This is a genomic window from Nocardia cyriacigeorgica, from assembly GCF_029868385.1.
Lineage (GTDB): Bacteria > Actinomycetota > Actinomycetes > Mycobacteriales > Mycobacteriaceae > Nocardia > Nocardia cyriacigeorgica_F.
In genome coordinates, this window is the sequence record NZ_JARWNX010000040.1 from 137,404 (window position 1) to 163,241 (window position 25,838).

Sequence of the window (25,838 nt, forward strand, 5' to 3'; positions counted from 1 at the left end):
TCCCATGACCACTACCGATACAACCGTGACAATCATCGGACTCGGCCTGATGGGCCAGGCGCTCGCGGGTGCGTTCCTGAAAGCCGGGCATCCGACAACCGTGTGGAACCGGACGGCCGCCAAAGCCGATCAGCTGGTGGCCGAGGGTGCGCGCATGGCGCCGACCGTCGACGACGCGCTGAAGGCCGGTTCCCTGACGATCATCTGCGTCACCGACTACCAGGCCATGTACGAGCTGCTCGGCGCGAGCGATCTGCACGGCACCACCGTGCTCAATCTGACCTCCGGCAGCTCGGCTCACGCCAGGCAAGCGGCTCGGTGGGCCGAGCAGCGCGGCGCCCGATACCTGGACGGCGCCATCATGGCGGTCCCACCGGTGATCGGCAGCGCCGACGCGGTGCTGCTGTACAGCGGGCCGCAGGCGGATTTCGAAGCCAACGCATCGACCCTCGACGTGCTCGGCACCGTCACCTACCTCGGTGCCGATCATGGTCTGGCATCGCTGTACGACGTGGCGGGCCTGGCCATGATGTGGAGCGTTCTGAATGCCTGGCTTCAGGGCACCGCCCTGCTCAGGACGGCCGGTGTCGATGCTGTGACGTTCGCGCCGTTCATGCGGCAGATGGCCGCCGAAGTGGCCGAATGGCTGCCCGGACATGCGGAGCAGATCGACAGGGGGTCTTACCCGGCCGAGGTGGCCTCATTGGAGACCCACGTACGGACGATGGCGCACCTGATCGAGGAATGCGAAGCGGCGGGTATCAATGCCGAACTGCCCGAGTTGATCAAGGCGATGGCGGACCGCTCTGTCCTCGCGGGACACGGTGGCGAGGAATATCCCGTGCTGATCGAGGAATTCGGCACACCGCACGAATGATCCGGAAAAATCGGTGGTATCGGGATCCGGTGTTCTGTACAAAGGGTCGGTCGAGAGATCCGAATCCGTTGAGAGGACCGGCCGTGTACGAGGCAGAGGCCATCGCCGCCAACCGCACCAACTGGGACGATCGGGCAGATGTGCACGCGCGCTCGAAAATGTATGACGTGGACGCCTTTCTGGCCGATCCCGCCGACATCTCCCAGGTCGTGCGTAACGATCTGGCCGTGCTCGCCCCGCATCTGCCGGCGTCCGGTATCGAAGGCCGTTCCTTACTGCATCTGCAATGCCATATCGGCACCGACACCGTTTCGTGGGCGCGGCTCGGGGCGGCCGAGGTGCACGGCCTCGACCTCTCGCCGAACTCCCTGCGGCACGCGGCTCGCATCGCGGAAGCCGACGGCCGTGACATCACCTGGGTGGAGGGCGACGCCCGCTACGCCTCCTCCCGCATCGACCGCCGCTTCGACACGATCGTCACCAGCGCCGGAACCATCGTCTGGCTCCCGGATCTCATCGACTGGGCGCAGTCCATCCACGACCTTCTCGAACCGGGGGGCGTGTTCCTCATCCGCGACGATCATCCGCTGTTGGGCGCCGTGGATTTCCGTCCCTGGACCATCACCCACGACTACCTCGGTGGCGGCGGTGCGCTCACCCATGAGGACTCCGGCAGCTACACCGAGGATTCTGACGGCCAGGTAGCCCACACAACCAATCATCAATGGCAGCACGGCCTGGGCGAGATAGTCACCGCCCTGATCCGGGCAGACCTGCGCATCGAAGCTCTCCACGAACTGCCCTACATGGATTGGCCCGCATTCCCTTCGCTGGTCGGTTGTGCCGAGGGATGGACGTTGGCGCACGGCGTACCGCGTATCCCGTTGAATTTCGCGATCGTCGCGCGACGAATTCGATAACACCGACGCGGACTGCGGTCGGTGCCGGTCCGCCGGCCCTGCCCGCATGTCCTCGGCACAGTGGCGGGCCGAGGACATGCTCATTCAGGCGCGCTCCGCGCCGGAGTGAGATGAGTGACCTCGCAGAGCCACCGCCCCTCGCGCCGAACGAACACATCGGAGGCCCACTCGTCGTTCTCGAACCGCTCACCCTGATACACGCCCGTGTTGAACACCCGAGCCACGACCACCGCGACCTCACCCAACCCGACCACCGACGTCACCTCGCTCCGGAAAACATCATGCAGCACCACCCCACTGCCAACCGCCGCCAAGAACCGACTCCCCGCCATCACCCCGTCCTGCGAGACGAACACCCACCCCGGCGTCGTGAATGATCCGATGCGCTCCACATCATTGGCGACGAGCGCATCGTCCCAGTCCCTGCACAGCTGCGTAAACGTTTCGAACTCCCTGGATACGGTTTGTTCACTCATGAATCCGAGGATCGCACCGCACCGACAGCCCGTCTTGGACAAATGGAGCACTACGTGAGCTTCGAAGGGGCCGACGTCCCTCCGCGGAGGCGGCAGTGAACGATCGCCTGTCTACTCCGGGAGCGGCAAGTATTTCCGAGTCGGCCCGGCTCACGAGGTGATTCCAGCAGCCGTGCGCACGGTGACGGCGCTGGCGGCGCAGTTCCGGGCGGGTCCGTACCCGCGCGGCGCTCATCGGCGGGCGGGAAAATCCTTCCCGCGGAAGGTGAGTGCGGTGCCAGGTGCGCCGGACATGAGAGCGTGATCCACAACAACGATGCTTCGCGGCGCATCGGAGCCTTCGACATGGCCTGCCACCGGAAGGGCGGGCTCGGTACCTCCACGATACCGGCCCCGCCGGTGCCGATCGGTCAGGGGCGCAGGACCGAGACCAGGAATTCGGTCTGGTCGTGCACGGCCTGCTCGAACAGGTCGTCGAAATAGATGTCGAAATGTCCGGCGTCGTAACGCTTCACGATGGCGTGCTTGGTGCGTTCGGCGGCGCGCAACGCGCTCTTGACCGGGGCGATCGAATCGTTGTCGCACAGCGCGTACAGCACCGGCATCTTCAACGATTTGGCGCGACGGCCCGGTGCGTCGAACAGTGCCGAGAACGCGACGCGAGCAGACACTTTCGGCTGATAGGTCTCGCTTTCCTCGGCAAGCCTGCCGAAGCCCTCCGGCACATCGGAGGCGGCCATGAGCGCCGCGGAGCGTTTGCGCCCGGCCAATCGCACCGGCACCGGCTTGCGCCGGATGGGGCCGATCAGCAGATCGGTGGCGGCGATGGTGGCGACCTTGGTGAGGCTGGTCGGGCCCTTGGCTCGGGCCGCGGCCCACCCGCTGGTGAACGGCACCTGAGCCACCACGGCGGCGATATAGGCGTCGTCCGGGGCGATGGACAGCACATGCCCGCCGCTGAACGAGGTGCCCCACAACGCGATCCGGGTGGCATCGAAACCGCGAATGGTGCGCCCGTAGGCGATCGCGGCATGCCAGTCCGCACGCTGACGGGCGATATGCAGCAGCTGACGCGGTGCGCCGTCACTGGCACCGAAATGGCGGTAGTCGAAGACCAGCACCCCCATACCCGCGGCCGCGAACCGTCGCGCGTACCTATCCAATCCCATTTCCCTGTTGGCCCCCAGGCCGTGTCCCATCACCACGAGCGGGCGGGGTTTGGGCACGCCGTCCGGGCGGTAGAGCCAGGCGGCGCACTGCTCTCCCCCCGACGGGAAGCTGACCTCGACACGTTCCATGGTCGAACAACTTACCGAGTATCCTGTCCTGGCGGACGAGTCGGCCGGGCGGCCGCGGCGACGGGAACGGGCACTGCGGTGTCGCAGCCCGCCGCCGAGGAAAGTCCGGACTCCACAGAGCAGGGCGGTTGCTAACGGCAACCCGGGGCGACCCGCGGGACAGTGCCACAGAAAACAGACCGCCCGCGATCCTGCGGGATCGTGTGGTGAGGGTGAAACGGTGCGGTAAGAGCGCACCAGCGCCCCGGGTGACCGGGGCGGCTCGGTAAACCCCGCCCGGAGCAAGGTCGAAGGTCGCATCGCGTGCGGTGCGACTGCGCAGGTGTTCGAGGGCTGCTCGCCCGAGCCTGCGGGTGGACCGCTCGAGGCACCCGGCAACGGTGTGTCCAGATGGATGGCCGCCACCCGGTGCGAACCGGGGACAGGATCCGGCTTATACGCCGACTCGTCCGCCCATACGGCGATGCGGCGGTGCCCCACTCGGGCACCGCCGCATCGGTATCAGTCTTCGGTGCGTCTCAACACAGCACCTTGATCATCTCGTAGATCGCCTTCGACTCCTCCGGCGACGCCGAACCGCGGCCGTTCTTGGTGCGGTTGGAGATCTCGGTCAGGATCTCGGACTCGGGCTTGCCTTCGTGGATGTCCTCGCAGGTATCGGTGAAGATTTCGCCGATCTCCTCATCGCTGCGGCCGTCGGACAGGCTCGGGAAGGCCTGCTTGTAGGCGACGACGAAGGAGCTGACCTTGACGGTGTCGAGGCCCATATCGTCATCGGCCTCGGTCGATGGTGCGGCCGCGTCGCTGGTGGCGGTGCCGGACTTGGTTCCGGTCGCCGATGCGCTCGCCGAACCGGAGGTCGCCGCAGTGGTCTGGGCGACGCTGGAGCTCGTCTCGTCCTCGCAACCGGCGACGAACAGGGCAAGGGCGCAGGCAGATGCCGCAATCGCGGCGGAAGTTCTGATCACGTTGCCGGATGCTAGCGGCACCCGGCGGAAATCGCCTCCCGCGACATGGACGGGAGGCGAACTACCGGCTTGGATCAGGCGGGGCCGATCAGCAGCATCCGCGCGAAGTTGGCGGCCTGTTCGGGACCGAGCAGCGGCAGCAGGTAGTCGTACACAAGTGTGGACATGAGGTGCGGAACTCCCAAGATGTCGTGAAGCGGGATGGTTACGCTCGGCCACCCTAGCAGCGACCGGGACGGCGGGCCGCCGAGTCGGCGCGTCATCTGCGCCGGATTCGTCCGGAACTGGCCCAGAACGTGATGGAGGTCATAGAGTGGTCGCCGTCGGATCGAAATGCGTCGCGGGGCTGCGATACATCACTCACGATGCATCACTCACACTGAAACACTCGGGAAGCAGGTCTCAACTCATATGCGGGTAGTTCGTTCTCTGGTCGTCGGCGCGTTCATCGCCGGGGCCGCATCGGTTTTCGCCACGCTCGGCGCCGGTTCCGCCGGAGCCGTCGCGGTGACCCCGCTGCCGGGCGGGGTACAGGTCGACCTCAACCCGGCCGACACCAGATGGGTGCATCAGAGTGGTGTCGGGCGCACCCTCGCCGGTCTGCCGCATCCGTCGGCGGCCTCCTTCGGCACCGCCCTCGATTCGGCTGCGGCGCTGTCGTCGGAGTATCCGGAGGGTCGGGTCGTGTTCACCGTCTTCGGGCCGTTCGACCAGCTGAGCGGCACCATGCTGGCGCTGAAGTAGCGAAGTAGCACCCACAGCGTGGAACTCCACCAGCGGATCGTCTCGGCGCCGGTCGATTTCGGCGCCATTCGATCCGAATTCGGGTTGACCTCGACCTATCCGGCCGAGGCCACCGCGGAAGCCCGCGACGCGGTCGACGCGTTCGCGGGCATCCGGGTGGATCGCACCGATATCCCGTTCGTCACCATCGATCCGCCGGGAGCGCTCGACCTCGACCAGGCGCTGCATCTCGAACGCACCGATACCGGCTTCCTACTGCACTACGCCATTGCCGACCTCGGCGCCGTCGTGGTCCCGGACGGTGCTCTCGCCGCCGAAGCCGGTACCCGCGGCCAGACCTTCTATCTGCCCGACACCACCGTGCCGCTGCATCCGCCGGTGCTGTCGGAGAACTCGGCCAGCCTGCTGCCCGACCAGACCCGCCCCGCGGCGTTGTGGAGCATCGAACTCGACCATGACACCGAGCCGGTGCGGTATTCGGTGCAGCGCGCGCTGGTGCGCTCCCGCGCCCGTCTCGACTATGCCGGTGTCCAGGCCGACGCGGACGCCGGACGCCTGCCACCGTCGATCGCGGCCCTACCGGAATTCGGTACGCGGCGCATCGCGGCGGGCCTGGCGCGCGGCGCGATCGAGCTGCGACTGCCCGCGCAGAGCGTGATCCGCGACGAAGCCGCCGACGGGCATTGGCGCCTGGTCCTGGAACCGCGCACCGATGTCGATGATTGGAACGAACAGGTTTCGCTGCTGGCCGGGATGTGCGCGGCCCGCATCATGCTCGACGGTGGCGGAGAGGGCTCCGAACGCATCGGCCTGCTGCGCACCATGCCGCCGCCGCCCGATTCGGCCATCGCCTCGATCCGCCGCACCGCCGCCGCGCTCGGCATCGCCTGGCCCGCCGATCAACCGGTGGGTCGGATGCTGGCCGGGCTCGACGCCAACACACCCGCCGCGCTGGTGCTCATGTCGGAAGCCACCGGCCTGCTGCGCGGCGCCGCCTACACCGTTCTCGATGGCACCGACCCGGCCTCGGACAGGCTGCGGCACAGCGCGATCGGCGCACCGTACGCTCATGTCACCGCGCCGCTGCGGCGTCTGGTCGACCGCTTCACCACCGAGATCTGCCTGGCCCACTGCGCGGGCACGCCGGTCCCGGAGTGGGTACGCGAGGGGCTGGCATCGACCGCCGACACCATGAAACGCAGCGACGGTGTGGCCAACAAGATCGAACGCGCCTGTATCGATCTGACCGAGGCGACGCTGCTGTCCCAACGCGTCGGCGCCGAATTCGACGCCGTCGTGGTGCGCGAGGGCAACGGCAACCGCCCCGCGGAGATCTTCATCCCCGACCCGCCGCTGCTCGGACCGTGCGAAGGCTCGCCGCCCGAAGGCGCGACGGTACGGGTGCGGTTGACCTCGGCCGACCCGGTGACTCGCAAGGTGATCTTCACGGCCCTGTCCTGATACACAAACCTTGCCGATCCGCGTCGTCGGGCAACGCGTCCGCTACCCTCGGCACGGTCAGCGGCGTGGCGCCCCACCGATGAAAGGACCCTTCGATGGCTCGTCGATCATCGTTGCTTCTCGCCTTCCTGCTCGTCGCCTTCGGTGTTATCGGATGCGGCTCGGACACGGAGGCGGTGCCACCCGCCGACGATGACACGGTCCGCATGTCCGTCGCCGCGGAGCAGGCCGATTGCGTGGGCGTGGCGCCGATGCGCTGCCTACAGGTGCGCTATGCGCCCGGCGAGGACTGGCAGCTGTTCTATGACGGTATCGATGGTTTCACCTACGAACCCGGCTACGAATACGAGTTGGTGGTCCGCGTGACGTCCGTCGGCAACCCGCCCGCCGACCACTCGTCACAGCGGTACGAACTCGTCGAGATAGCGAGCAAGACACCGGCGTGAACGCTGTGCTCATGGTGTCAGCGTCACCGGGCGTTCCGAGCGGCCGCCGCCGATCGGCCGAGACGGTCAGCGGCTGCGCTGTGTAGTGCGTGAGCCTCAGACGGGTGACAGCGCCGCCGCGGTGGCCGGATAGCGGGCCAGATGCTCGCCTGCGGCCCGGTCCTCCGCATCGGCCAGAGCCATGTAGAGCGCGGTGTCCGCACCGGCGGCGCGGGCGTCGGCGGCGCGGGCGAGGATGGCCTCGTGGGATTCGACCGCATCACGGTGATCGCCGAGAACGGTCTGCAATCGTTTGGCCTGCGCCCCGAGTTCGCGAGCCGGCCCACCCAATGTGTCGGCGGCGGCCTCGCAGGAATAGCGTAAACGTTTGGCGCCCTTGCGGATATCGTGCAGTAACTCGATCCGCTGATCCAGGGTGGCGGTGGTCTCGGTGCGGATCAATCGAGCCAGACGTGCCCGATCGCGATGGAGCACCGTGGTGAACGCATCGGCCGCCGGGCCGTCCACGCGGCCCTTGCGCAGCGGAGGTGCCGAACGCCAGCGCGACAGGCGAGCCCGCAGCGCACGGTAGCGGTCACTGTCGAGGGCGGTGAGTACCTCGGCGTGTGCCGACTCGTACCGTGCGCGTTCGGCGTCGACGAGCCGATGGGTCACCGCGTCGAGCACCGCCGGATCCGCTCCGGCGACCACCTCGGAATCCAGCAGCGCCGCGAACCGCTCGGCCCGCACCTCCGCATCCCGCGCGACGCCGAGCAGTCCGGCAAGCCACGCCAATTCGGTGCCCATGGCGGCTGCGGGATTGCGCCGGAACAGCCGCCGATACGAGCGCAGCACACTGCGCAGACGGCGCGTCGCCACACGCATCTGATGTACCGAATCCCATGCGTCGGCGCGCACTTCGGGCTCTGCGGTCAGCAGCCGATCGATGTCCTCACCCAGCGCCGCGATCAGCGCGTCTGCGGCCGTGGCCGTCATGACCTAGCGTCCTTTCACGAACCCGTCGGTGGCTTCGACGAGGCGGTGGGTGATTCCCGGCTCATTGGCCGCGTGCCCGGCATCGTCGACGATGTGCAGTACCGAACCCGGCCACGCCCGATGCAGTTCCCATGCGCTGACGGCCGGGCAGACGATGTCGTGGCGGCCCTGCACGATCACCGCGGGAATATCCGCGATCGTGTCGATATCGCGCAGCAACTGGCCCTCGTCGAGGAATCCGCCGTGCCGGAAGTAGTGGTTCTCGATGCGGGCGAAGGCCAGCGCGAACCGTGGTTCACCGGTTTCGGCGACCCGATCCGGTTGCGGCAGCAGCGAACTCGTCGCGCCCTCCCAGGTGGACCAGGCGATCGCGGCGGCCGTGGCTACGTCCTCGTCGGGGGAGTGCAGTAGCCGGTGATAGGCCTCGACCAGATCACCGGTGCGGTCGGCTTCGGGGACCGGTGCCAGGAACTTCTCCCACTCGTCCGGGTAGACGTAGCCTGCCGCGCCGTTGTAGTACCAGTCGATCTCCTTGCGGCGCAGCAGGAAGATCCCGCGCAACACCAGCTCGGTGACGCGCCGCGGATGACGCTGCGCATAGGCCAGCGCGAGCGTGGATCCCCACGAACCGCCGAACACCAGCCACTGCTCGATGCCGAGTGCCTCGCGCAGCTGCTCGATATCGGCGATCAGATGGTCGGTGGTGTTCACCGATAGATCCGCGCCATCGGCGATATGCGGGGTGGAGCGTCCACAGCCGCGCTGATCGAACAGCACGATCCGATATTCGGCCGGATCGAAGAACTGCCGATGGAACGGCGCGGTACCGCCGCCGGGACCGCCGTGCAGGAACACCGCCGGCTTACCGTCGGGATTGCCGCTGACCTCCCAATACACCGACTGGCCCGCACCCACGTCGAGCATGCCCTGCTGATAGGGCTCGATCGGCGGGTACAGGGTGCGCATCAGAACGCCAGACCGGAGGCCAGATCCGGCAGCTCGAGCGCGTCCACCGCCTGCTGCCGCACATCCGGGCAGGCCTTCACGGTGATCCGGTCGATCGAGGGCTTGTCGGCCAGCACCTGGGCATTGATGGCGCCATTGCGCAGCGCCCAATCGTGCACCATCGCGTTCAAACCGATCCGTCCGAGCGTCGGCCCCTGCACCCGCCAGTTCGACAGCTCGGGCCGGATCATCTCGCACAGCCCGGTCGCCGCGGAATCCGATACCTCCAGCGGCTTACCCGGCGCGGGCGGCGTCACCCCACCCGGCGTCGGAACGCTCGTCGGCGCGATGGTCGTCGACCCACCCGCCTCGCTCGATCCGCTCCCGGATTCACCTCCGCACGCGGTCAATACGACAGCAGCACACACCCCGGCCACCACCAGCGTGCTCCGGGACATCCAACGACGTTGCGGCATCAGTACCTCTGCTCGACTCGAGAGTTTCGCCCCCGAGTCTGCCATTTCCCCGATACACCGTCCGCCCGACGTTCCCGCCGCCGGGGCGTGCACCCGCGACCGCCGCAGCCGTTTCCGTCGCCTCGGTATCGACTGGGAGATCGTGCGCGAGGCGGTCCCCGCGCAGACCGGCCGGGCAGAGCGAGTGTGCACGCTGCCCGACCGGAGGTGGCTCAGAAGCTGTGTTCGGGGCCGGGGAAGGTGCCGCGGCGGACTTCGTCGGCGTAGGTGGCGGCGGCGGTGCGTAGGTCGTCGCCGGTGTGGGCGAAACGCTTGACGAACTTGGCGGTCTTGCCGCTGGTGTAACCGGCCATGTCCTGCCAGACCAGCACCTGGGCGTCGCAGTCGGCGCCGGCGCCGATGCCGACGGTGGGGATGGTGAGTTTGCGGGTGACCTGACCGGCGAGATCGGCCGGGACCATTTCCATCACCACGGAGAACGCACCGGCCTCCTGTACCGCGATGGCGTCGGCGATGAGCTGTTCGGCGCCGTCGCCGCGGCCCTGCACCCGGAAACCGCCGAGGGTGTTGACGCTCTGCGGGGTGAAGCCGATATGGCCCATCACCGGGATGCCCGCGGCCGTGATCAGCGCGATCTGTTCGGCGACCCGCTCACCGCCCTCCAGCTTCACCGCATGCGCCTGGCCCTCCTTCATGAACCTGGTCGCGGTGGCCAATGCCTGCTGCGGTGAGGATTCGTAGGTGCCGAACGGCAGATCGGCCACCACGAGCGCATGCGGTGCGCCGCGCACCACGCCGCGCACGAGCGGGATCAGCTCGTCGATGGTGACCGGCACGGTCGTGTCGTAGCCGTAGACCACGTTGGCCGCCGAATCGCCGACCAGCAGCACCGGAATGCCCGCTTCCTCGAACAGCCGCGCTGTCGAGTAGTCGTAGGCGGTGAGCATGGACCAGCGTTCGCCCGCGGCTTTCATCTGTTGTAGATGTGGGACACGGGTCTTGCGTCGTGGTTTCGTCTCGGCGGAGGTGGCGCCGTAGGCAGGGGTTTCCGAATCGGATACGGACATCATCGTCCCTTTCGTCGTCCTCGAGGCCCGTGTACGGGTCCCCGGGTCTGGGTGACGCCATCCAGTGTGCCACCGGCCGCACCGCCCATTTAAGGCCCGCGACCAGTGCAGTTGGTCACATCTGCCACCGCGCGACGGAGCCCGCGAACAGCCGCGGCCGAATCGCGGGACGCAGCCGGGGTGTCACGGTCGTCGTCGCGCGGAAGACGCCGGCGCGAACGAACGGGCGCACGGATGAGCGGCAGCGGTCGCACGGCTACGCGGCGCTCATGCCCAGGTGGCGCTGTGCGGCGGCACTCCGAACCCCGACTAGCATGGCGCCGGTGCGGAGTGGGCGTGGTGTGCTGGTGACGGTGCTGGCGGTGGCGGCTGTGGCAGCCGGTTGCGCGGAGTCGCGGGAGGAACCCCCGGCACCGCTGCCCCCGCCCCCGGACGGCCTCGCACAGTTCTACACCCAGACCCCGCAGTGGGGCAGCTGCGCCGATTTCACCGGACCGGACGAGACCTTGCCGCCCGCCACCCAGTGCACCCGCATCACCGTTCCCGTCGACTACAGCGACCCCGGCGGCGCCACCGCCCAGATCGCGCTGTCGCGGCTCCCGGCGGAGGGGAAGGACCGCATCGGTTCGCTGCTGCTCAATCCCGGCGGGCCGGGCATGTCCGGTCTGTCCACCGTGTCGGTGGGCGGGGGCACCGCGGTGGCCGAACGGTTCGACCGGGTCGGTTTCGATCCGCGCGGTGTCGGCTCGTCCACGCCGACGGTGGCCTGTCTGACCCCGCAGGAAGCCGACGCCGAACGCGCCGAGCCGCCGTTGGAGAACACGCCCGAGGGCATCGCGGCCGAGGAAGCCGACAACCGCGAATACGCCGACGCCTGCGTCGAGCAGACCGGCGAGGAGTTCCTGGCCCATGTCGGCACCCGCGAGGTCGTCCAGGACATGGACGTCATCCGGGCCGTGCTCGGCGATCCGAAGCTCAGCTATCTCGGCTACTCCTACGGCACCCGACTCGGCACCGCCTACGCCGAGAAGTTCCCCGGCAATGTGCGCGCACTGGTGCTCGACGGCGCGATCGACCCGACCCAGGACCCGGTGGAGGAGTCGCTGCGCCAGGCCGAAGGCTTCCAGAACGCCTTCGACGCCTACGCCGCCGACTGCGTGACCCGCGAGGACTGCCCGCTCGGTAACGATCTGTCCACCGCGGTGAAGCGGTTCCGCGAACTGGTCGACCCCCTGTGGGATACGCCCGCTTCCACCACCGACGCCCGTGGCCTCAGCTACGGCGATGCTCTCACCGGCGTCCGGCAGACCCTCTACAGCGAGAGCTTCTGGCGCGTGCTGTCGCTGGGCCTGACCGAACTGGGTGAGGGCCGCGGCGATACGTTGCTCCAGCTCGCCGACCTGTACAACGGTCGCAACGAGGACGGCTCCTACAACAACCTCAACGACGCCTTCAACGCCATTCGCTGCGTGGACGATCCGCGCATCACCGATCCGGCCGTTGCGGCCGTGCAGGACACCGAATACCGCAAGGCCGCCCCGTTCATGGACGACGGCCGCGGCACCGGTGCGGCGCCGCTGGAATTGTGCGCGAGCTGGCCGGTGCCCAACACCAGCCAACCGCACGAGATCTCGGTGAACGGTCTGCCGACGACGGTCGTCGTGTCCACCACCGGCGATCCGGCCACGCCGTATCAGGCAGGTGTCGACCTGGCCGAGCAGCTGGGCGCCGCGCTGATCACCTATGAGGGCGACAGCCACACGGTGGTGTTGAACGAGGGTTCGCCCTGTGTGGACAACGCGGTCATCGCCTATCTGACCGAGTTGATCGCGCCCCAACCGGGGCTCAGGTGCTGACGCGCAGGTCGGCTCACCGCACGGGATACAAATCCCGTGCCGCCATGTAACACAGATTTAACGCCAGGTGCCTACAGTCGCGGTCATGGATCGCCAGAAGGAATTCGTGCTGCGGACGCTCGAAGAGCGGGATATCCGCTTCGTGCGGCTCTGGTTCACCGACGTCTTGGGCTACCTGAAGTCCGTGGCGATCGCCCCCGCCGAACTCGAAGGCGCCTTCGAGGAAGGCATCGGTTTCGACGGTTCGGCCATCGAGGGATTCGCCCGGATCTCCGAGGCCGATATGGTCGCCAGGCCCGATCCGTCGACGTTCCAGGTGCTGCCGTGGTCCACCAGCAAGGGCCATCAGCATTCCGCGCGCATGTTCTGCGATATCACCATGCCCGACGGGTCCCCGTCCTGGGCCGATCCGCGACACGTGCTGCGCCGCCAGCTGAACAAGGCCGGTGACGTCGGCTTCAGCTGCTATGTGCATCCCGAGATCGAGTTCTTCCTGCTGAAGAACACCCCCGACGGTTCGGACCCGGTGCCCGCCGACAGCGGCGGCTTCTTCGACCAGGCCGTGCACGACTCCGCGCCCAACTTCCGTCGCCACGCCATCGACGCGCTGGAATCGATGGGCATCTCGGTGGAGTTCAGCCATCACGAGGGCGCGCCCGGTCAGCAGGAGATCGACCTGCGCTACGCCGACGCGCTGTCCATGGCCGACAATGTGATGACCTTCCGCTACCTGATCAAGGAAGTGGCCATCGACGAAGGTGTGCGCGCCACCTTCATGCCCAAGCCGTTCGCCCAGTACCCGGGTTCGGCCATGCATACGCATATGAGCCTGTTCGAGGGCGAGGCGAACGCCTTCCACGATCCGGACGATCCGATCAACCTCTCGGCCACCGCGCGGGCGTTCATCGCGGGCATCCTCGAGCACGCCCCCGAGATCAGCGCGATCACCAACCAGTGGGTGAACTCCTACAAGCGCCTCATCCACGGCGGCGAAGCGCCGACGGCTGCGTCGTGGGGCCGGTCCAACCGGTCGGCGCTGGTGCGGGTGCCGATGTACACGCCGAACAAGTCCTCGTCGCGGCGCGTCGAGATCCGCAGCCCTGATTCGGCCTGCAACCCGTACCTGACCTTCGCGGTGCTGCTGGCTGCCGGCCTGCGCGGTATCGAGAAGGGGTACACGCTGCCGCCGGAGGCCGAGGACGACGTCTGGTCGCTCACCGCCGCCGAACGCCGCGCCATGGGATTCCGGGAGCTGCCCGGCACTCTCGACGAGGCGTTGCAGGCGATGGAGCGTTCGGAACTGGTCGCCGAAACCCTCGGTGAGCACGTGTTCGACTTCTTCCTGCGCAACAAGCGTCGGGAGTGGGCGGACTACCGCAGCCAGGTGACGCCGTTCGAGCTGAAGGAGTATCTCGGGCTGTGAGAGCGCGGTGGGGTCGCGCCCACCATGAGCGCACCGCGAACATGTAATTTGAAGACATGGTCCGGCCCCCGACTGCCCGCTCCGCTGTCCCCGGCGTCGGCCGTCTCGGATTACTCGAGCCGACGGCCGCCGCCTCCCTGGCCGAACTGGCATGGGACAACATCGATGGCATTCCGCTGCTGTGGGCGCTCTCGCGCGCGCCCGACGCCGATCTGGCGCTGACCACCCTCCTCCGGCTCCGGGAAGCTCTCGGACACGACTGGGCGGAGCTGGATGCGGCGTTGCGCACCGATACGGCGTTGCGCGGCAGACTGTTCGCGCTGGTCGGCTCGTCCACCGCGTTCGGCGATCATCTGGTCGCCGATCCGGGTGCGTGGAAGTCGCTGCGCCGCACCGATCTTCCCGATCGCGCCGAACTCGTCGCCGATCTGCTCGACGCCGTCGACGCGGCGCCGGAGACCGGTCCGCACGCCGGGCCGATGCTGTATCGGGCGGGAGAGTCTGGGCCGGAAGTCGTTGCGCTGCTGCGTAAACGCTACCGCGATCAGCTGATGTTGCTGGCCGCCCAGGATCTCGCCGCCACGGTGGAGAACGAACCGGTACTGCCGTATCAGGTGGTCGGCCGCCACCTCGCCGATCTCGCCGACGCGGCCTTGACCGCGGCGCTGTCGGTGGCCGTCGCTCGGGTGTGCCGGGACGAGCCGTGTCCGGTGCGGCTCGCGGTGATCGCCATGGGCAAATGTGGTGCGCGCGAACTCAACTACGTCAGCGATGTCGATATCGTGTTCGTCGCCGAGCCCGCCGATTCGACCGCGGCCCGCCTGGCCGCCGAGATGATGAGCATCGGCAGCGCCGCGTTCTTCGAGGTCGATGCGGCACTGCGACCCGAGGGCAAGGCCGGTGCGCTGGTGCGCACCCTCGAATCTCATATCGCCTACTACCAGCGCTGGGCGCGCACCTGGGAGTTCCAGGCGCTGCTCAAGGCCCGCCCGATGACCGGCGATCTAGCGCTCGGCGAGGAGTACCGCACCGCACTCATGCCCATGGTGTGGTCGGCCTCCGAACGCCCCGATTTCGTGCCCGATGTGCAGGCCATGCGTCGCCGGGTCGAAGATCTGGTGCCCGCCGATATGCGGGAACGTGAACTGAAGCTGGGGCACGGCAGCTTGCGTGACGTCGAATTCGCCGTGCAGCTACTGCAATTGGTGCACGGCCGGGTGGACGAGGCACTGCATGTACAGGGCACCGTCGAAGCGTTGACGGCGCTGGCGGCCGAAGGCTACGTCGGCCGTGACGACGCCGCCAACCTCACCGCCTCCTACGAGTTCCTGCGTCTGCTCGAGCACCGGCTGCAATTGCAGCGACTCAAGCGCACCCACACCTTGCCCGCCGACGACGACGCCGACGGTATGCGCTGGTTGGCCAGGGCCGCCCATATGCGTCCCGACGGCCGCCAGGACGCGATGGGAGTGCTGCGCACCGAGATTCGCCGCAACACCGTCCGGGTCCGGCGCCTGCACGCCAAACTGTTCTATCGTCCGCTGCTGGAATCGGTCGCCCGCCTGGATTCCGACGCCCTGCGGTTGAGTCCCGACGCCGCTGTCCGCCAGCTTGCCGCACTCGGTTACGCCGCGCCCGAACACGCCCTCGGCCACCTGCGCGCGCTCACCGGCGGGGTGTCACGCAAGGGCCGCATCCAGGCGCTGCTGCTGCCGACGCTGCTGGAATGGTTGGGCGACACACCCAACCCGGATGCCGGTCTGCTTGCCTACCGCCGGGTGTCGGAGGGTTTGGCCGACCAGACCTGGTTCCTCCGTGAACTGCGTGATGAGGGCGCGGTCGCGCAACGGTTGATGATCGTGCTCGGATCCTCGGCGTATCTGCCGGATCTGCTGATCAACGCGCCCGAAACCATCCGCATGTACGCCGACGGGCCCGGCGGCCCACTGCTGCTCGGCCCGCAACCGGAGGAGGTCGCGCGCGGCATCCTCACCGCCGCCGCGCGCTACGACGATCCGAAACGCGCGGTCGCGGCCGCACGGTCACTGCGACGACACGAACTGGCGCGGGTGGCCTCCGCCGATCTGCTCGGCCTGCTCGATGTGCCGCGGGTGTGCCGGGCCTTGTCGTCGGTCTGGGTCGCGGTGCTCGAGGCGTCGCTGCGTGCGGTGATCCGCGCCAGTGAGGCCGAACGCGGCGCACCCGCTCCCGCCGATTTCGCCGTCATCGGCATGGGCAGGCTCGGCGGTATGGAACTGGGCTACGGCTCCGACGCCGATGTGCTGTTCGTCTGCGATCCGCGTCCGGGCGAAGACGAGACCAAGGCCGTCAAATGGGCCATCGGCATTGCCGAGCGGGTCCAGCGGCTGCTCGGTGCGCCGAGCACCGATCCGCCGCTGCAAGTGGATGCCGCCCTGCGCCCGGAAGGCCGCAACGGCGCTCTGGTGCGCACGCTCGCCTCCTACGCCGCCTACTACCAGCAGTGGGCGCAGCCGTGGGAGGAGCAGGCGCTGCTGCGCGCCCATCAGGTGGCGGGTGATCAGGAACTCGGCGTCCGGTTCCTGCACGTCATCGACAAGGTGCGGTATCCGGCGGGCGGGGTGTCGGCCGAATCGGTGCGCGAGATCCGCCGGATCAAGGCCCGCGTCGACTCCGAACGGCTCCCGCGCGGCGCCGACCCCGCCACCCACACCAAACTCGGTCGCGGCGGGCTCGCCGATATCGAATGGACCGTGCAGCTCATGCAGCTGCGCCACGCGCATGAGGTGCCCGAGCTGCACAACACCTCGACCCTGGAATCGCTGGACGTCATCGAGCAGAAGGGCCTGCTCGATCCGGACGATGTCGACCTGCTGCGCCAGGCCTGGCTGATCGCGACCAAAGCCCGCAATGCCCTGGTCCAGGTCCGCGGCAAACCCAGCGACCAGCTGCCCGCGCCGGGCCCGCAACTCTCGGCAGTCGCGTACGCGGCGGGCTGGCGCAACGGCGACGGCGGAGAATTCCTGGACAACTACATGCGGATCACGCGACGCGCGAAAGGCGTGGTGGAGCGGGTCTTCGGAGGCTGAGCGGCGTCGCTACCTGGTCCTGCCGCACGGACGAGTACGCGGTCGAGTCGGCAGCGTCGAAGCGCCGGTGGTTGTCGCGGAGGTCGGACGCCTGTCGGACCAGAATCGCCCCTGACCGAGCTGGGTCGGAACGCGGAGGAGGTGGAACCCGCTACCGAATATCCGATCCGGTGACCTCGCGGAACCGGCCGACGAATGCGCGCAGAGCACTCCTGTCCTCGACGTCCGGCGGGCGATGGCCCTTGTCGGCGGTGACAGTGACAGTGGTGCCCGCCGCGATACCCAGATCCGCCCAGCACAACGGCAACAGCGGTGCATGCACCGAATGGTCGTTCGCGGTGATGACGATGGTCGAGGAATATCGGCCCGCCACGTCGACCAGGGCCTCGGCGGTAGCGGGCGACAGCGCGCCCGGGGAATCGAACTCTTCGAAGTACATAGCCACCCTCCTGTCCGAACACGAGTGTAGGGCGCTGTGATTCTCACAGGATCCACACAATTGATCCACGAATCGGTCACCGGCCCGTTCTAAGGTCCCAGACATGCGAATGTGGGTGGACCGAGCGCTGCTCGGCACGGGGTGGGTTGCCCTCGCGACGGGCGTCGCGGGGATCGCGCTGTACTTCAGCGGATGGCAGCAGCGGACGATGGTGCTGTTGGCCTCCGGTGCGTCGCTGCTGATGCTGGGGACGGTCGTGGCGCTGGTGCTGTTCGCCATCGCCCGCGGCCGACGCAGCATGATCGCCGCCGGGATCGCGGTGGCGGCGGTGCTGTGGACACAGGTGCCGATCTTCGTACCCGACGGTCACGCCGCCGACGGGCCCGAACTGACCGTGATGCAGTCCAATCTGCTGTTCGGCGGCGCCGACACCGGCGCTGTGGTCGACGCGGTCCGCGGGCAGAGCGTCGATGTGCTCACCTTGAACGAACTCACCGCGGGCGCCGTCGCCGGGCTCACCGCCGCGGGCATCGACGAGCTGCTGCCGTACCACTATCTGGAAGATTCCGAGGCCGGTGGCGTCGGCACCGGCATCTACAGCCGATACCCGCTGCGCGACACCGAGAACTACGACGGATTCCTGCTCAACAACATCTCGGCCGTCATGGACCATCCCGACCGCGGTCCGATCGCCGTCTACGCCTTCCACCCGGTGCCGCCGCCGCTGGACTTCGACCGCTGGCAGCGCGAACTACGCGCCATCCGCGACATTCTCGAACTCGAACAGCGTCCGGCCATCGTCGGCGCCGACTTCAACGCCACCCGCGATCACAGCGCCTTCCGCGATCTGCTGCGCGGCCGTTTCGAAGCCGCCGCCGACCAGGCCGGGGCCGGACCGCTGCGCACCTACCCGCAGGACCGCAGGTGGGGCCCGGTCATCGGCATCGATCATGTCCTGCTGGCGGACGCGTCCGCCGACAAAGTCTGGACCATGGTCGTCCCCGGCACCGACCACCGCGCCCTCCTCGCCGACACCCGCCTGCACTGACCAGCCCACCACAACCGCTGGTGGCGTCGGCGAGTGGCACCGGGTGGCGGGGCTACTCGCGAAACGCCGCAGCCGGGTGACACTCGCCGATTCGTTGCGGTGGGGGCGCGTGTATCCGTCGGTGGCGAATTTTCTCTGCTGCGATGCGTTTCGGCGCGGCCGAGCGATTACCATGTGGAGCGCTCGGACGGCAGACGCATGCGGCGTCGGTCCGAGCCCGGGTTGTATTCCGGCCCGGTCGACCTTGGGGAGGCAATCAAGTGACAAGGAACAAGCGGCTGCGCTTTACCGCCGCCATCGTGGCATGCGCCGCGCTGGTACTCACCGGCTGTTCGGAATCGGCCGAGGCGGCGCAGTCGGGTCCGGGGCAGGACAATCCGTGGCAGATCGCCGGTGCGACATCGAGCACCGGACCGAGCGGCCCACGTGATGACGCTCCGGACGCGCCGATCCAGGCCGAGAACGGTGACGGCGGTCCGATGGACCAGCTCGCCCTCAATGCGGTCTACGACGTCCAGGAGTTCTGGAAGACCGAGTACAGCAAGACCTTTCCCGGCACGTTCGAGCCGGTCGACCAGCTGATCTCGTGGTCGGCGCTGGCGTCGAAGTCCGAGGCGGTCGAGTTCTGCACGATCGACACCTACCAGATGGTCAATGCCGCCTATTGCAGCACCGACCATTCGATCGGCTGGGACCGCGGTGTGCTGCTGCCCGAGCTGGTCAAAGAGTTCGGTGACATGTCGGTCGTGATGGTGCTCGCACACGAATACGGCCACGCCCTCCAGGGCCAGGCCAAGATCTCCGACCGTCGCACGCCCGGCCTGGTCCGGGAACAGCAGGCCGACTGCCTGGCCGGTGTGTACCTGCGCTATGTCGCCGAAGGCGATTCCAAGTACTTCACGATGAACACCACCGACGGACTCAACGGCGTGCTCGGCGCGACCGTCGCGGTGCGCGACCGTGACCCCGACGATCCGGACAATGTGCACGGTTCGGCGTTCGAGCGGGTGACGGCGGTGCAGATGGGTTACACCAGCGGCGCCGAAGCCTGCAAGTCCATCAACGAGGACGAGATCGAACAGCGTCGCTCGGGTCTGCCGATCACCTTCGAGGACGACAACGGCGACCGCCAGCTGCCGGTCGATGAGGAATCGCTGGTCAGCGTGGCCAATGCCGCCGCGAAGGCGCTTCCGGCCGACACCGTCCCGCAGTACGACTACTCCGGTGTGGCCGCCAGCTGCTCCGGCGTGACCGTCACCGAGCCGGTGTCCTACTGCCCGGGCAGCAACTCCATCGGCACCGATATCGCGGCGCTGGCCGAACGCGGTGGCCCCCTCGAAGACGAGGACAAACCGCTGTCGGCGATCGTCAGCGGCGATTACAACGCGTTCGTCGTCTTCATCTCCCGCTACACCCTTGCCGTACAGCAGGCGCGCGGACTGTCGCTGGAGGGCGCCGAAACCGCCGGTCTGCGGACCTCCTGCCTGACCGGTGCGGTGACCACCGAACTGAGCAAGGAAGGCAGCGAAGTCCGGCTGTCGGCCGGTGACCTGGACGAGGCCATCTCCGGCCTGCTGTCGGACGGTCTGGCGGCCAGCGACGTCAACGGTAAGACCGTGGAAAGCGGCTACCTGCGACTCGAGGCCTTCCGCCTCGGTGTGTTGCAGGGTGAGGCGGCCTGCGCGAACAAGTACAACTGACGTAGTACGAACAGCGAAGGCGCCGAGGTCGATTGGTTCGACCTCGGCGCCTTTCGCTGACTACTGGCCGAGGTGCGCTTCCAACCAGTCGACGACATCGGTGAGCACCTGGTCCTGCTCGGGCTCGTTGAAGATCTCGTGGTACAGGCCGTCGTAGCGCCGCACGGTGAGATCCTCGGTGCCCGCGCCCTTCTCGATGAGATCGGTGCTCGACGGCGCCGCGATGGTATCGGCGGTCCCGTGCATGGCCAGCGTCGGCACGGTCAGCCGGTGCAACCGGCCCTTGACCGCCACCGACGCGTTCAGGATCTCGGTGGCGGTGCGCGCGGGCAGCTTGCCGCGGAACACCAGGGGATCGCTGTCGTAGGCCGCGACGACCTTCGGATCCCGGCTGATATCGGAGGAATCCAACATCAGCACACCGAGATTCGGCGTCAACCGGGTGAGCACCGGCGCCAGCAGACGCTGGATCGGATTACCCACCGGGATATCGAGCGGCGGCGCCGATACGACCACACCGTCGACCTCGATCGGCGCGCGCGTCGCCAGGAACAGCACGATCAGACTGCCCATCGAATGTCCGAGCAGGAACGCGGGCAGCTCCGGGAAGTCCCGCCGCGCCAGCGCGAGCAGTGTGGCCACATTGTCGGCCGCCGAATCCATCGACCCGATATTCGCCCGATTCCCATCGGACGTGCCGTGCCCCGGATGATCCAACGCGTACACCGCGAACCCGGCACCGGACAGGCGCTGCCCGACGTGCTCGTAGCGTCCGGCATGCTCGGCGACACCATGCACCAGCACGATCACACCACGCGCCGCGTTCTCGGGAAGCCAAGCACGCCAGTCGATCCGAGCACCATGATCGATGAAGGAGCCGGTATCGGCAGGTGTGCCGGGACCGGCCGGTGCGGCGTCCGACCCTTCCGCGACCGCGTCATTCGAGGTTTCATCATCGGCTGTTGCCGGGGGAGTATCGGCCGAGTCCGCTGATGCTGTCGGCTCCACTCCGCCCGCGTCGTCGGCGCCGGACTCATCGGTGTCGGTCGCCGGTTCGGGGCTGGTCGAGTCCGGCGTGGCCGCGGATTCCTCGGCCGCGCTTGTGCTTGTTGTGGTCGCACCTGTGTCCGAGCCGGTGGAGGCGGTCGCCACCGTGGAATTGGCTGCGTCGGTGGGCTCGGCATCGTCGGAAACTATGGCTGCCGATTCGGCGCCCTCGTCGGCGCTGGCGTCAGGGGTGACCGTGGCGGCGTGCGTGGTCGCTGTGCCGGTACCGGTGACGTCCCCGGCCGGGGTCTCGTCCGCAGCGACCTCACCGGCCTTCTCGTCGGCGGTGGAGTCGGCTTCGGAATTCGTGGACTTCGCCGCCGCACGTGTAGTGGGCGCGCCACCTGCTGCGGTCTTCGCGGTCCGCTTCTTCGCAGGACTGCTGGCCGGGGCGGACTTGCCGGTCGACGACGCGCTCCCGGCCGCCTTCGCATCAGCGGCCACGGCTGCGGCCGGATCGGTCGACGTCACGTCCGCATCGGCCGCGGCAACGGCACGTTTCGCCGTCGCCTTCGCACCCGGCTTCTTGGCAGCGACCTTCTTCGCGGCTGTGCCCGCGGTCGTCGAGGTGCTCTTGCGGGCACGCGGCGCGCTCTTGGCGGCCTGCGCGCCGGTGTCGCCGGTGCCCGCATCGGCTTCGGCCTTGCCCGTCGAACCGCTCACGGATTCGGTGGCAGGTTTCGCCGCAGCCTTCTTCGCTGCCGGGCCGGCGCCCTTCGCGTCCGTGCGCTTCGCGGCAGTGCCGGACGCAGCGGTCTTCGCGGCAGCGCCGGAGGCAGTGCTCTTCGCAGCGGTACCGGCGGTGGTCTTCTTTGCCGCCGAGTCGGAACCGGTGCTCTTCGCGGATGTGCCCAGGTCTGCACCCTCGGCGGTGGTACCGGAAGTGGTGGCCTTTGCGGCAGCACCGGAGGCGCTCTTTGCGGCGGTGCCGGAGGCGGATTTCTTGGCTGCCGGTCGGGAACCGGCACGCTTCGCCGCTGCGCCGGACGCGGCATCCTTCGGGGCATCGCCGGAGCCGCTGCCGTCAGCCGCAGCACCCGAGTCGGCGCTCTTGGCCGCACGTGGGGCGCGCTTCGCGGGTGCCTTCTTGGCGGGGGCCTTGGCCGGGGTCTTCGCCTTCGCCGCGGCCTTTCCGGTACCGGTCTCGCCGTTCGCGGCACTCGTCCCGGTAGACGCAGAACTCGCCGCGATATCCGCGGTGGGCGCGTTGCCCGTGGCGGAGGTCGGATCGGAATCGGTGGTGTTCGAGGCGGATTGCTTGTCCGGCTCGGCGGCTTGGCTCATGTGTCGGTTCCTCGTGTGGTGCTTGGCGCCGGGTCGGCGAGCTGGTCTATCAGCCGCCGGTTGAATTCGATGAGGCGAGCGTAGTTCACTCGGGAGATCCGTTCATCGGTTCCATGGATGCGTTCGAGGTCGGTCTGGTCGAAGACGACCGGGGCGAAGTTGCAGCGGGTGTCGGCCAGATCGTCGTAATGGCGGGAGTCGGTGGCGCCGGGGACGATGCCGGTGGTCACGGCGATACCGGGCACCACATCGGTGGCCAGGCGAGCGATCCGATCGAAGGCCGGGCCGGGTGCGCCGACCTGTGAGGGCTCCGAGGACATGCCGACCAGCTCGATCCGCACCCCGTCGTCGCGGACCACGCGGCGGCAATGTCGCAGCACCCCGGCCACCGAATCACCGGACAGGATGCGGAAATTCACCAGTGCTTCGGCATACTGCGGCAGCACATTCGCCTTCACCCCGCCCCGGATGACGGTCGGCGCGGTCGTCGTGCGCACCATCGCCTCGGTCTGCGGCCTCGCGGCCAGCACTCGCGCGACCACGGGCCCCGCGATCCCGGTCAGCCCCAGCAGCCTGCGCCTGGTCGCGGGCATGGCCTCGCGCAGCCGGGCGAGCATATCGACGACCACCGGCGTCAACCGCAGCGGCATCGGCCGATCCTGAATGCGCCCGACCGCCCGCGCGATCCGCCCGACCGCCGTCTGCCTGCCCGGCATCGAGGAATGCCCGCCGGTATCCGTCACCGACAGCCGAACGGTCGCATATCCCTTCTCTCCCAGCATGATCGAGGCCACCGGCTGGTCCACGCCATCGGCCACGCCCTCGGTGATCACCCCGCCCTCATCGAGCAGCAACTCGGCGCGCACTCCGCGTTCGCGCAATGTCTGCGCCATCCGTACCGCGCCGTCATCGCCGAAGACCTCTTCGTCGTGACCGAACGCCAGATACACCGTCCGCGCGGGCCGCACCCCCGCGCCCAGTGCCGCCTCGACCGCCTCCAGAAGGGCCATGACCCGGCTCTTGTCGTCGATCGCCCCACGCCCCCAGATGAATTCGTCATCCACCACCCCCGCGAACGGCGGATGGGTCCAATGCGGCTGATCATCGGCGGGCACCACATCCTGATGCGCCAGCAGAATCGCCGCCGTCCGCGCCGGATCGGCACCACGCCAGGTGTAGAGCCTGCTGTACCCGAAGATCTCGAGTTCCAGCTCCGCGTGCACCAGGGGGAACGAGCGCTCGAGGTGCGCGGCCAGCAGCGCGAACGCCGCGTCGTCGGTGTCGGCGGGATCCTCTCGCGACACCGTGGCACACCGCAGAGCCGCCGCCAGCCGCTCGGCAGTCGCGTCGTCGACGCCACGGTGATCGGCCGGACTGCCGATACGCGGCGCCCCACCCGCAACCCCGGCGCCATCAGTGGACTCCGACAGCCCGACGCCGTCAGGATGCCGCGCGGACGCGGCTGTCGCGACGCCGGGCGCTTCCCCGGACTCGCGCTGTCTGTCGGCATCCGTCGCATCGTCGGCCGAACCGATCGGCGTAGCACCCTCGGGTTCGTTCCGCGCGGCTTCGTTCATCGGGTGGCAGTGGGCAGGTTCATGGGCACCACTGCATTGTTCACCACCCCGGCGTCGAGGGTGCGGGTCTTCCGGTGCTGCCATTTGGGGAGGGCTTCACCGATACCGCCGGGGAGGTCGGCGGTGCGCGGCGCGGTGAGCACGGGGACCTCGAGACGGGCGGCGGTCACGGTGACCTCGGCGAAGGCGGGGGAGTGCGACCACACATCGTCCACCACATCGGTGATGCGCACACCGAGCCGATGACCTGCCGCGATCGGCCAGTCCTGGGCGAGGAGCTGCACGTGTGCGGTATTGCTCACCGGCGCGATACCGCGGGTGATGACGACGGCGCGATTGTCCGGGCCGATATCGAACAGCTCCACCGCCACCGTCGCGGTCGGCGGACCGTTCAGCGTCACTGTCGCCGACGGAACGCCCGACAGATGTACTTCGCGCGCGAACGGTTCGGTCACCGACCAGATCTCCCGGTCCGGTCCGGGCAGCAGCCCACGGTCGGTGTAGCGACCGGTGCGCAGGTCGACCGGCACCCGCACCGTGTCGGCCGCGGGCCATTGCGTTTCCCCGCGCCATCGCCCATCGAACTGTCCGACGGTGATCCGCGGCCCCGGTACCTGCACATCACGCCCGGCCACATGCTTGTCGAAGAATGCCAGCAGTTCGGCGTCGAAATGCGGGGTCGCGCACTTCTCGTGGCAGGTCTGGTGCCCCCACTGCCCGAACCAGGCCTTGTGGTCGCCCGGTCCGAGGTTGTTCCAGAGTTCCAGCGAGCGGTAGGCGCGAGTGTTGTAGTCGAGGAACCCCTGTCCGAGGAACAGCGGCGTTGTGTTGCCGTCCAGCTTCGCGACCAGATCGCGGTCGCGCCAGAATTCGGTGCCGCCGTTGTGGTCGGTGATCTGTTCGAGGTAGCGGGCGTAGCACTGCATCGGCAGTTGCCCGGCGTTGGCCCGATATTCGGGGGAGTCGCCGGGGTGCGGCGGGGTGGACGCGATCAGCACGTGCTCGAAGCCCGCCAGATCAGCGGGGCGCACGCCGTCCTCGGTGACCGGTTTACCGGAGAACTTCCACGACACACCCTGCATGTACAGGTAGGTGTATGGGTCGACCACCGGTTCGAACGCGGCCACCGCGGCCAGTCCCTCCGGTCTGGTCGCCAACCCCATCAGCCCCGTCCAGGCTTCGTACGAGGTGCCCCACATCCCGACTTTGCCGGTGGACCACGGTTGCTGCGCCGCCCATTCCACCGCGGTGAACACATCCGCGCGCTCACCAGGCCCGCCGAAGTCAGGGCAGCCCGACGAGCCGCCGAATCCCCGCAGGTCCACGATGACGTAGGTGTATCCGGCGTTCAGGAACAGCTCCGGTGTGAGGTTCTCCACCGACGGCCCGCCGCCGAGGCGCGGTTCGCTCAGGTAGGCCGAATGCGCGCGATACGGGCTGACGGTGAGGATCACCGGGGTGCGGGCATCGTCGGCGAGACCGGTCGGGCGCAGGATATCGGCGTGCAGCCGGGTGCCGTCCGGTGCGTCGATGTAGGTCTCGCGCCACTGGTACGGCGGCTGCGGCTGCGCGCTGCCCATCACGGGTACCCCGGCGGTCACCACCACGAGGACGCCGAGAACGAGCAGGAGCGCGCGCATCAGGACCGGTCGTCGGCTCACCGCTCGAGCACCTCCGCATCCGTTCCGGTCCATGCGCGGACCGGCGACGGACTACGTCGGCAGCGCACCTAAGAAGTATCCG

21 protein-coding genes and 1 other RNA gene are annotated in these 25,838 nt (G+C 68.3%); 11 read left to right on the forward strand and 11 right to left on the reverse strand.

Going from position 1 to position 25,838, the window contains the following annotated elements:
* Positions 1-4: 4 nt before the first annotated feature.
* Complete coding sequence (locus QH168_RS10775) at positions 5-877, forward strand: NAD(P)-dependent oxidoreductase (protein ID WP_280234415.1); 873 nt, start codon at positions 5-7, stop codon at positions 875-877.
* 83 nt (positions 878-960) lie between these two features.
* On the forward strand, positions 961-1,797 hold the full coding sequence (locus QH168_RS10780; RefSeq protein ID WP_280234416.1) for a class I SAM-dependent methyltransferase: 837 nt from the start codon (positions 961-963) through the stop codon (positions 1,795-1,797).
* Between the two features lie 80 nt (positions 1,798-1,877).
* Here the strand turns inward: QH168_RS10780 and QH168_RS10785 are convergent, their stop codons facing one another.
* Positions 1,878-2,273, reverse strand: coding sequence for a nuclear transport factor 2 family protein (locus QH168_RS10785; protein WP_280234417.1), 396 nt, complete (start codon positions 2,271-2,273; stop codon positions 1,878-1,880).
* Between the two features lie 410 nt (positions 2,274-2,683).
* On the reverse strand, positions 2,684-3,571 hold the full coding sequence (locus QH168_RS10790) for an alpha/beta hydrolase (protein ID WP_280234418.1): 888 nt from the start codon (positions 3,569-3,571) through the stop codon (positions 2,684-2,686).
* Between the two features lie 36 nt (positions 3,572-3,607).
* Here QH168_RS10790 and rnpB point away from each other — a divergent pair.
* Positions 3,608-4,023: RNase P RNA component class A (gene rnpB / locus QH168_RS10795), an RNA gene on the forward strand.
* Positions 4,024-4,089: 66 nt separating this feature from the next.
* On the opposite strand, the gene QH168_RS10800 is transcribed toward rnpB, so the two are convergent.
* Positions 4,090-4,539 carry a hypothetical protein gene (locus QH168_RS10800; RefSeq protein WP_280234420.1) on the reverse strand — a complete coding sequence of 150 codons (450 nt, stop codon included), beginning with the start codon at positions 4,537-4,539 and terminating at the stop codon, positions 4,090-4,092.
* Between the two features lie 411 nt (positions 4,540-4,950).
* On the opposite strand from QH168_RS10800, the gene QH168_RS10805 reads away from it, so the two are divergent.
* From QH168_RS10805 to QH168_RS10815, 3 genes are all read left to right on the forward strand, one after another.
* Complete coding sequence (locus tag QH168_RS10805) at positions 4,951-5,283, forward strand: hypothetical protein (RefSeq protein WP_280234421.1); 333 nt, start codon at positions 4,951-4,953, stop codon at positions 5,281-5,283.
* 18 nt (positions 5,284-5,301) lie between these two features.
* Positions 5,302-6,744 carry an RNB domain-containing ribonuclease gene (locus QH168_RS10810; protein ID WP_280234424.1) on the forward strand — a complete coding sequence of 481 codons (1,443 nt, stop codon included), beginning with the start codon at positions 5,302-5,304 and terminating at the stop codon, positions 6,742-6,744.
* A 95-nt stretch (positions 6,745-6,839) separates the two neighbouring features.
* On the forward strand, positions 6,840-7,190 hold the full coding sequence (locus QH168_RS10815) for a DUF4377 domain-containing protein (protein WP_280234426.1): 351 nt from the start codon (positions 6,840-6,842) through the stop codon (positions 7,188-7,190).
* A 96-nt stretch (positions 7,191-7,286) separates the two neighbouring features.
* Here QH168_RS10815 and QH168_RS10820 read toward each other — a convergent pair whose 3' ends face one another.
* From QH168_RS10820 to panB, 4 genes are all read right to left on the reverse strand, one after another.
* Positions 7,287-8,165: a CHAD domain-containing protein gene (locus tag QH168_RS10820; protein WP_280234427.1), complete on the reverse strand. Its 879-nt coding sequence runs from the start codon at positions 8,163-8,165 to the stop codon at positions 7,287-7,289.
* Positions 8,166-8,168: 3 nt separating this feature from the next.
* Positions 8,169-9,131, reverse strand: a complete 963-nt coding sequence (gene pip / locus QH168_RS10825; RefSeq protein WP_280234428.1) for a prolyl aminopeptidase — start codon at positions 9,129-9,131, stop codon at positions 8,169-8,171.
* A complete protein-coding gene (locus QH168_RS10830; protein ID WP_280234429.1) occupies positions 9,131-9,568 on the reverse strand; it encodes a hypothetical protein in 438 nt (145 codons plus the stop codon). The genes pip and QH168_RS10830 overlap by 1 nt, the downstream gene beginning before the upstream one ends.
* Positions 9,569-9,798: 230 nt before the next feature.
* Positions 9,799-10,653, reverse strand: a complete 855-nt coding sequence (gene panB, locus QH168_RS10835; protein WP_280234430.1) for a 3-methyl-2-oxobutanoate hydroxymethyltransferase — start codon at positions 10,651-10,653, stop codon at positions 9,799-9,801.
* A gap of 314 nt (positions 10,654-10,967) precedes the next feature.
* Between panB and QH168_RS10840 the strand changes: the two genes are divergently transcribed.
* The 3 genes from QH168_RS10840 to QH168_RS10850 all read left to right on the forward strand — a co-directional run bounded on the left by QH168_RS10840 (position 10,968) and on the right by QH168_RS10850 (position 17,000).
* Complete coding sequence (locus QH168_RS10840) at positions 10,968-12,509, forward strand: alpha/beta hydrolase (protein ID WP_280234432.1); 1,542 nt, start codon at positions 10,968-10,970, stop codon at positions 12,507-12,509.
* An 85-nt stretch (positions 12,510-12,594) separates the two neighbouring features.
* Positions 12,595-13,932, forward strand: coding sequence for a type I glutamate--ammonia ligase (glnA, locus tag QH168_RS10845; RefSeq protein ID WP_280234434.1), 1,338 nt, complete (start codon positions 12,595-12,597; stop codon positions 13,930-13,932).
* Between the two features lie 56 nt (positions 13,933-13,988).
* Positions 13,989-17,000 carry a bifunctional [glutamine synthetase] adenylyltransferase/[glutamine synthetase]-adenylyl-L-tyrosine phosphorylase gene (locus QH168_RS10850; RefSeq protein ID WP_280234436.1) on the forward strand — a complete coding sequence of 1,004 codons (3,012 nt, stop codon included), beginning with the start codon at positions 13,989-13,991 and terminating at the stop codon, positions 16,998-17,000.
* A 151-nt stretch (positions 17,001-17,151) separates the two neighbouring features.
* Here QH168_RS10850 and QH168_RS10855 read toward each other — a convergent pair whose 3' ends face one another.
* Positions 17,152-17,439: an HPr family phosphocarrier protein gene (locus QH168_RS10855; RefSeq protein WP_280234438.1), complete on the reverse strand. Its 288-nt coding sequence runs from the start codon at positions 17,437-17,439 to the stop codon at positions 17,152-17,154.
* A gap of 103 nt (positions 17,440-17,542) precedes the next feature.
* Between QH168_RS10855 and QH168_RS10860 the strand changes: the two genes are divergently transcribed.
* Both QH168_RS10860 and QH168_RS10865 read left to right on the forward strand, forming a co-directional pair.
* Positions 17,543-18,487, forward strand: coding sequence for an endonuclease/exonuclease/phosphatase family protein (locus tag QH168_RS10860; RefSeq protein ID WP_280234439.1), 945 nt, complete (start codon positions 17,543-17,545; stop codon positions 18,485-18,487).
* 260 nt (positions 18,488-18,747) lie between these two features.
* On the forward strand, positions 18,748-20,187 hold the full coding sequence (locus QH168_RS10865) for a metallopeptidase (protein WP_280234440.1): 1,440 nt from the start codon (positions 18,748-18,750) through the stop codon (positions 20,185-20,187).
* Between the two features lie 60 nt (positions 20,188-20,247).
* Here the strand turns inward: QH168_RS10865 and QH168_RS10870 are convergent, their stop codons facing one another.
* Genes QH168_RS10870 through QH168_RS10880 form a run of 3 tightly spaced genes read right to left on the reverse strand, consistent with a single transcriptional unit; the run spans position 20,248 to position 25,756 of the window.
* Positions 20,248-22,518, reverse strand: a complete 2,271-nt coding sequence (locus tag QH168_RS10870; protein ID WP_280234441.1) for an alpha/beta fold hydrolase — start codon at positions 22,516-22,518, stop codon at positions 20,248-20,250.
* Entirely contained in the window at positions 22,515-24,095 is a 1,581-nt protein-coding gene (locus tag QH168_RS10875; RefSeq protein ID WP_280234442.1) for a M20/M25/M40 family metallo-hydrolase, read from the reverse strand. Before QH168_RS10875 ends, QH168_RS10870 begins: the two co-directional genes overlap by 4 nt.
* Positions 24,092-25,756: a CocE/NonD family hydrolase gene (locus QH168_RS10880; protein WP_280234443.1), complete on the reverse strand. Its 1,665-nt coding sequence runs from the start codon at positions 25,754-25,756 to the stop codon at positions 24,092-24,094. The genes QH168_RS10875 and QH168_RS10880 overlap by 4 nt, the downstream gene beginning before the upstream one ends.
* Between the last annotated feature and the right edge of the window lie 82 nt (positions 25,757-25,838).

What these genes read in the sequence shown, in the direction of transcription:
- QH168_RS10875 (WP_280234442.1), bottom strand. Translation starts at nt 24,095, where the DNA reads ATGAACGAAGCCGCGCGGAACGAACCCGAGGGTGCTACGCCGATCGGT.
- panB (WP_280234430.1), bottom strand. Translation starts at nt 10,653, where the DNA reads ATGTCCGTATCCGATTCGGAAACCCCTGCCTACGGCGCCACCTCCGCC.
- QH168_RS10815 (WP_280234426.1), top strand. Translation starts at nt 6,840, where the DNA reads ATGGCTCGTCGATCATCGTTGCTTCTCGCCTTCCTGCTCGTCGCCTTC.
- QH168_RS10850 (WP_280234436.1), top strand. Translation starts at nt 13,989, where the DNA reads ATGGTCCGGCCCCCGACTGCCCGCTCCGCTGTCCCCGGCGTCGGCCGT.
- QH168_RS10805 (WP_280234421.1), top strand. Translation starts at nt 4,951, where the DNA reads ATGCGGGTAGTTCGTTCTCTGGTCGTCGGCGCGTTCATCGCCGGGGCC.
- QH168_RS10860 (WP_280234439.1), top strand. Translation starts at nt 17,543, where the DNA reads ATGCGAATGTGGGTGGACCGAGCGCTGCTCGGCACGGGGTGGGTTGCC.
- pip (WP_280234428.1), bottom strand. Translation starts at nt 9,131, where the DNA reads ATGCGCACCCTGTACCCGCCGATCGAGCCCTATCAGCAGGGCATGCTC.
- QH168_RS10820 (WP_280234427.1), bottom strand. Translation starts at nt 8,165, where the DNA reads ATGACGGCCACGGCCGCAGACGCGCTGATCGCGGCGCTGGGTGAGGAC.
- QH168_RS10870 (WP_280234441.1), bottom strand. Translation starts at nt 22,518, where the DNA reads ATGAGCCAAGCCGCCGAGCCGGACAAGCAATCCGCCTCGAACACCACC.
- QH168_RS10775 (WP_280234415.1), top strand. Translation starts at nt 5, where the DNA reads ATGACCACTACCGATACAACCGTGACAATCATCGGACTCGGCCTGATG.
- QH168_RS10855 (WP_280234438.1), bottom strand. Translation starts at nt 17,439, where the DNA reads ATGTACTTCGAAGAGTTCGATTCCCCGGGCGCGCTGTCGCCCGCTACC.
- QH168_RS10840 (WP_280234432.1), top strand. Translation starts at nt 10,968, where the DNA reads ATGGCGCCGGTGCGGAGTGGGCGTGGTGTGCTGGTGACGGTGCTGGCG.
- QH168_RS10785 (WP_280234417.1), bottom strand. Translation starts at nt 2,273, where the DNA reads ATGAGTGAACAAACCGTATCCAGGGAGTTCGAAACGTTTACGCAGCTG.
- QH168_RS10830 (WP_280234429.1), bottom strand. Translation starts at nt 9,568, where the DNA reads ATGTCCCGGAGCACGCTGGTGGTGGCCGGGGTGTGTGCTGCTGTCGTA.
- glnA (WP_280234434.1), top strand. Translation starts at nt 12,595, where the DNA reads ATGGATCGCCAGAAGGAATTCGTGCTGCGGACGCTCGAAGAGCGGGAT.
- QH168_RS10790 (WP_280234418.1), bottom strand. Translation starts at nt 3,571, where the DNA reads ATGGAACGTGTCGAGGTCAGCTTCCCGTCGGGGGGAGAGCAGTGCGCC.